The 6070-nt window shown below is 33.9% G+C and carries 4 protein-coding genes and 2 pseudogenes; 5 read left to right on the plus strand and 1 reads right to left on the minus strand.

Annotation, left to right across the window (positions count from 1 at the left end):
- Positions 1-61: 61 nt before the first annotated feature.
- A pseudogene (locus F596_RS10815) lies at positions 62-457 on the minus strand (LuxR family transcriptional regulator); the annotation flags it as partial.
- A 204-nt stretch (positions 458-661) separates the two neighbouring features.
- On the opposite strand from F596_RS10815, the gene F596_RS10820 reads away from it, so the two are divergent.
- The 5 genes and pseudogenes from F596_RS10820 to F596_RS12080 all read left to right on the plus strand — a co-directional run.
- Entirely contained in the window at positions 662-898 is a 237-nt protein-coding gene (locus tag F596_RS10820; protein ID WP_248621409.1) for a hypothetical protein, read from the plus strand.
- A gap of 181 nt (positions 899-1079) precedes the next feature.
- Positions 1080-1235: a hypothetical protein gene (locus tag F596_RS11820; RefSeq protein WP_019036020.1), complete on the plus strand. Its 156-nt coding sequence runs from the start codon at positions 1080-1082 to the stop codon at positions 1233-1235.
- 59 nt (positions 1236-1294) lie between these two features.
- The gene (locus F596_RS0104540) at positions 1295-2755 is read left to right on the plus strand and encodes a radical SAM/SPASM domain-containing protein (protein ID WP_019036021.1); all 1461 of its coding nucleotides are present in this window, start codon (positions 1295-1297) and stop codon (positions 2753-2755) included.
- Between the two features lie 12 nt (positions 2756-2767).
- On the plus strand, positions 2768-5062 hold the full coding sequence (locus tag F596_RS0104545; RefSeq protein WP_019036022.1) for an outer membrane beta-barrel family protein: 2295 nt from the start codon (positions 2768-2770) through the stop codon (positions 5060-5062).
- A gap of 8 nt (positions 5063-5070) precedes the next feature.
- Positions 5071-5674: pseudogene (locus tag F596_RS12080) on the plus strand (cysteine peptidase family C39 domain-containing protein); the annotation flags it as partial.
- Positions 5675-6070: the final 396 nt, after the last annotated feature.

Genomic DNA, 6070 nt, shown 5'->3' on the forward strand with positions numbered 1-6070 from the left:
ACACAACATACATACCAATCCATATTTTACCTTCATCAGTCAACAATATTGGAGTAAGTTAGTGATTTATTAGTTTCCTCTTTGTTCCACTATTCAAATGAAAGTGATATGACATAGAGCATTTATCCTTATCAACTATATCGAAAGTATCAAAAAACTTAAACCCACTGCTATTCAGCTCTACGAGCATTTTTTGTTCGTCCTCCAGTACATGCTCCAAGTAAAAGCTGTAGCCTAATTCCTTCACTTCCTTTGCTGTATGCCCACAAAGAAATAAAGGGTTGTCCGACACATAAAGAAATTCCTGTCTGTAATAGTCTATCAAGTAAACACTCTGATAGGTAACACGAGCAAATGCCTCTACTGTATGAATCAATGTTGACAATATATTTGAATCATAATCTGGTGCATTATGCAAAGTGTTTGATGCGATAAAGAAATCTTTTATGTCTGTCATATATGCTAAACGTGCTAAGGTTCGCTGATATATTTTACTGCAAAAGTACATTTTCAATACGGAATACATCAAAAATATTACACAAAAGTGTAAAAAATAAAAGGAAAGATGCCAAATTACACAAAAGTGTAATAGATGATTATAGCTTTTGGCTTATCGGGACGCTTTGCGGTTGCAACGAAAACAGGAATATCCACATTGACATTGTTCAAGCGGTTAATGGCATTGGCAGTAAAACCGATAGTAGAGGACAAGTACAGCTATATGATTGCAGAGATTGACAGCAAACTATTGAAAGTAATGAAGGTGTTGGGATTTGGTACACATCGAATCGGAAAATCCATTGACTACCTGACATCTGAAACAGTTCCAGTATGTTCCAGCAAAAAAGGTTTCAAAAGTCTCTTTTCCAAATTTAACGAACTTTGCAAGGTTACATAGTTACATTTTTACACAAAAAAAAAGATAATAACTTAATTATTTCATATTTTATGTGGTGAAAATAAAAAAAAACAATTAAATTTGCAACAGAAATAATCAAGTCGACAAGATTATAAAGCAGACCTAACTGCCCAAAGGAGCAATGCCGGAAGCTTTAAGACGATAAAATAAATAATAAAAAATGAAAAATAATGAAATTGAAAGTTTACTTCTTGCCGAGATGGAAGAAGTAACAGGCGGAAGTATGGGAACATGTGTCTGCGAAAAGGGTGGTGCTGGAGAAACCGTTGTTATAATCAAAGATGGTTCCAGCAATAATGGTGGTATTTTAGCTTAATTTCTCTATGATGGTATGCACACTTTACTGTGTGCATACCATCTTTAACTATTATACATATGAAATATCTACGACTAAACTCTCAATACGCTGTAAGAAATGAGGAGAATTGTTCTTATATTATTAAGAGACACCAGCAGATAGACAAAGAAATAGACAACTTAACTCCTGGTATTACGATGATTCCCCCATTTATTGGTTATATTTTATCGGAGATCGGTAAAAATTATAAAGAAGTATCTATTTTGAAAATAGCCAAAAATTTAGGGGCACAGGATAGTAGCCTTAAACTGTTTCTGGATAAAATAACCAATAAAAATGCAAAGAAGATTGTTGTTAATGGAAGTAATGTGATTTTACCAAAAAATCTTCTAGTATTTAGTAACAATATTGATGAAAATATTTATATAGCTTCTGCTGATTTTAAATATTCTCAACATTTCGACACAAAGCGTCCATCTATTCCTCTCAATGTTACCTTTATGGTAACCACTAAGTGTACTACAGATTGTATATATTGTTATGCTAAACGTAATTTTAAAAAGGAATTATCACTTACTGAAATAATTTCTACAATGAGAGAATGTCATGATATTGGGGTTGTAAATTTAGGAATCACAGGAGGAGATATATTTGCGTATCCACATTGGCGTGTAATTGTTGAAAAGGCTATGCAATTTGGTTATCATCCTTTTATTTCTACTAAGACTCCAATAACAAAAGAAGATGTTACTTTCTTAAAAGATACAGGCATCACTGATTTACAATTTTCTATTGATTCATTATCACTAGAAACACTTAGGTATATGGTAAAGTCGCCCAAAAATTATTTGGATAAGCTGAAAGAAATGTTCAAAGCATGCCAAGAGCTTGATATAAAACTTGATGTAAGAAGTGTTATTATCAACAAAAATGGTAATCTCTATAACTTCAAGGAATTATATGCCTTTCTGATTCAGTTTAACAACATAAAAAGTTGGGCAATAACACCTGCATTTTATTCTGAGTTTAAAGAAAAATATAAAAACATACAACCAGATAATATTCAACTATCAACTATCTCCAAATATATAACCTCTTTAGGTTCCTCTTTCCCTATTTATCTTAACAAGATTAATCAATGTGGCTATACATTACGTAATTTCTCTATAGTTGAAGACTTTGTTAAGTGCAACCAAATATGTCATGCCAATAGCTTCATGATGGCTATCTTGGCAAATGGTCAGTGTACTCCTTGCGAGATGCTTTATGATAATCCTGAGTTTAGTTTAGGCAATATAAAAGAAAGTCAAATCTTTAACATTTGGAATTCATCAAAAGCACTTAAGCTCTTCAAACCTCAACAAGCTATGGTTTGCAATGCCTCCCCTTGCTCAACTTGCAAAGTTTATACAAAATGTCGCTCCTCGATAGATAGGCGCGTTTGCTTTGTTGATATTGCAAAGACACTTGGAGTCGGCAAAGGAGAATTTCCAGACCCTCGATGTCCAGAGTCTGTTGAAATGGATGTAATACTTTAAAAATATAAGATTATGAAACGATTAATATTTATATTAATAACTCTATCTTTCCACTTTGCATGCAAAAGTCAAGATGTTCTTAAAGGAAAAATCGTAAATAAATACGGTGATGGTATTGAATATGCCAATATTGCATTATTAAAAGTTGACTCTACCTATATAAACGGTTGTGTAAGTGATAGTACTGGTTGTTTCCAGCATATCAAAACGGAATCAGCAGCACTTATAAGAGTATCCTATATTGGCTATCATACATCCCTTATTAGCTTAAGAGATTTTAATGGAACTATTATCTTAAAGGAAAATGTGAATAAGTTGAAAGAAGTTGTTGTAAAATCAAATCGTTCAGTCTTTAAGAACACCCCCGATGGTTTATCGGTAAATATACAAGGCAGTCCTTTCGCTGCCCTTGGAGAAGCTAAAGACATTCTAGCTCAATTACCCTATCTTCACGTTGACGGCAACAAAATTAGTGTAATTGGAAAGGGAAGTCCTATAATCTACGTCAACAATAGGCAGATAATGGATAACAATGAACTTAATGGGCTGCGGAGTTCACAGATTAAATATATAAAAGTTATTACAAACCCTGGAAGTAGATTTTCTAATGATGTAAATGCCGTTATTTTTATAACAACTATACCTATCAATAAAAACGGACTAACAGGACTTGCTCAATGGACAGGTAGACAGAGAACAGATTTTTCCCAAACAGGATATTTAACATTTAACTATCATGTTAAGAATATAGATTTATTTGCATCGGTTAACTATATTAATGATTACCAAAAGCAAGATCAGCAAAACTTCATTTTACTGCCTACACAACCCAATTTAACAAACATAAAAAGTGTCAGCAAACAGACTTACCAACCTAAATATTTAATCTCATCTGCTGGAATCAACTATATGTCTCCAGATGGAAAGCTTTCCTCGGGAATAAGGTATAATTTTTCGAAAACGATAGGAGTTCCTTTCATGCAAAATACTACCAACATCATTATATCAGAGGATAAACAAGATAATTTTAAAACCTCACTAGAACAGAATAGTCATGGTTATACGCACTACATAAACTCCTACATACGAAATGAGTTTAGAAACGCTTCTATCTTAGATATTGACTTATCGTATGTATCGTCGAATATAAAAACAACTTTATCAACGCAAGAAGATGGTAGAGAGGGTGAACTAATTGTTTCTAGCGTAACGGATAGAAAAGCACAATTATTTGCAGAACGTGCGTCGTGGACTTATCCATCAACATTTTTTTCGCTTACGTTTGGAAATGAATATACCTACACAGATAACAAACAGGACTTTAATCCTTTCGGGAATCCGCTACTTAAGACCATTCAGTCCTCACAAAATAGCTCGCATCAGCATGCGCTAGTTTTTTTTGTTGAGTCACAAAGAAACTGGACTAAAAATCTAAGCACCAATGTGGGACTAAGATATGACCATGTTAAGTTTGATTATTTCCTTAATCATGAGCGTCAAGCTATGCAAAGTAAATCATATAGCAATCTTATGCCAACTATCTCGCTGGCATACACAAAAGATAAACTCTCAATAGCTTTGTACTTTAGATCTACGATCATGCGTCCTTCTTATCAGGAACTTCGTGCAAGCACAAGTTATAATAATCGCTATTCGTACGAAAGTGGCAATCCATCCTTACAGCCTACTCATAAATATGATGCTGGATTTCGCTTTGGATACAAGGACTTATCATTTTCAATATCATATAACTATTACAAGGATGCCATAAGTTTTTATAAATACATGAATAGTGCTAACGAAGCAGCCATCAGTTCTTTCACCAACGAAGACTATAAGCTTATAAGTGCATCGCTGTCATATTCTCCAAAAATCAAATGGTGGAGACCTAGTTTAACCCTCGAGGGTAGTTTACCCTATATGTGCTTAAATGAAATAAAATATAATTCACCTCTTTTCATCTATTCCTTAAAGAATCTCATTACTCTTCCAAAGAGTTATTACGTAACGTTAAATATAGATGGAAACTCCTCGGGTAATATTATGTTAAGGAAAATAGCACCAGAAATATCTGTGTCATGCTCTGTAAACAAGCAATTTGGAAACCTACTTGTAAAACTAGGTGTAGATGATATATTAAAATCTAAGAAAGAAGCGTGGAGCATATTTTCTAACAACATATTCTCAAACAAAAAAATGAAATACGATTCAAGAGCTATTTATTTTACACTGCAATATAACTTCAACTCGACTAAAAGTCGATACAAGGGAGGTAAGTCTGGAAATGATGAACGAGGAAGATTATAAATTAAAATATGAAACAAAAAATAGTAGTATGCCGCCAGCACGATTCCATGCTATGCGGAGTGGCGTGCCTTAAAATAATATGCAAACATTATGGAAAGGAGTTTTCTATATATTATTTATCAAAAATATATAATGCTACCTCTGTAGGTGTATCTTTGTTAAGCATAGGGGGAAACTGTATCTACTTTAGGATTTACTTATACCTGTGGTAAAGCAAGTTTTCAAAAAATAAAAGTCATAATTTCTCCCTGCATTCTCCACTGGAATCAAAACCATTTCGTGGTATTATATAAGGTCAAGAAAGGAAAGACCTTCTTCATTGCTGACCCAGGGAAAGGACTTGTGAAATACTCGCTTGAAGAGTTTAAGAAGCATTGGATTAGTACCCCATCGGGCGGTGAGGAAAAAGGTATTGCGATGTTCTTAGAGCCCACACCTGCTTTTTATGAAAAGCTGACAGATGAACAGCCAACAGAGGAACGCTCGTTCAAGTTCCTCTTTGGCTATATCAAGAAGTACCGCAAGTATTTCGGGCAGATTGTCTTGGGGTTGCTCGTAGGCAGCCTTTTGCAACTTATCCTACCTTTCCTCACACAATCATCTATCGTGGATGCTTACAATAGGATAATATCGGTGAAAGAAAAAGGATAGATATAATTTAATGCTGCGTATCTCCAAAAAGGAATATCGGTGTTATGGTTGCGGACAATTTGCATATTGCTGCCCCATTTTGGGGTAATGGTTTAGTAACAGAACTTCTACTTAAATCCGCACTTTCATGCCTTTTACAGATAGAGCAGTTTTATGCAAATCATTTCATATTCTGTTCATTATCAGTCAGTTTTCGCAAACTTCGATTTTTCTTCATTTTCTTTAGATTAATTGCACTTCAAAACATCACCTTTTGGTGAGTAAGATAATTCTTAAAATACAACTTGTTGAAAATAAAGAAGTTACCTTGTTAGTAGAACTAAACTGGTAACGATTTAGAAACGAGCGAGTTACTTG

The sequence above is a fragment of the Prevotella amnii DSM 23384 = JCM 14753 genome (assembly GCF_000378745.1).
In the GTDB taxonomy this organism is placed as follows: Bacteria; Bacteroidota; Bacteroidia; order Bacteroidales; family Bacteroidaceae; genus Prevotella; species Prevotella amnii.

Bases quoted from the DNA above. Each gene is read 5' to 3' on its own strand.
- F596_RS0104540 (WP_019036021.1), top strand. From the start codon at position 1,295: ATGAAATATCTACGACTAAACTCTCAATACGCTGTAAGAAATGAGGAG.
- F596_RS0104545 (WP_019036022.1), top strand. From the start codon at position 2,768: ATGAAACGATTAATATTTATATTAATAACTCTATCTTTCCACTTTGCA.
- F596_RS11820 (WP_019036020.1), top strand. From the start codon at position 1,080: ATGAAAAATAATGAAATTGAAAGTTTACTTCTTGCCGAGATGGAAGAA.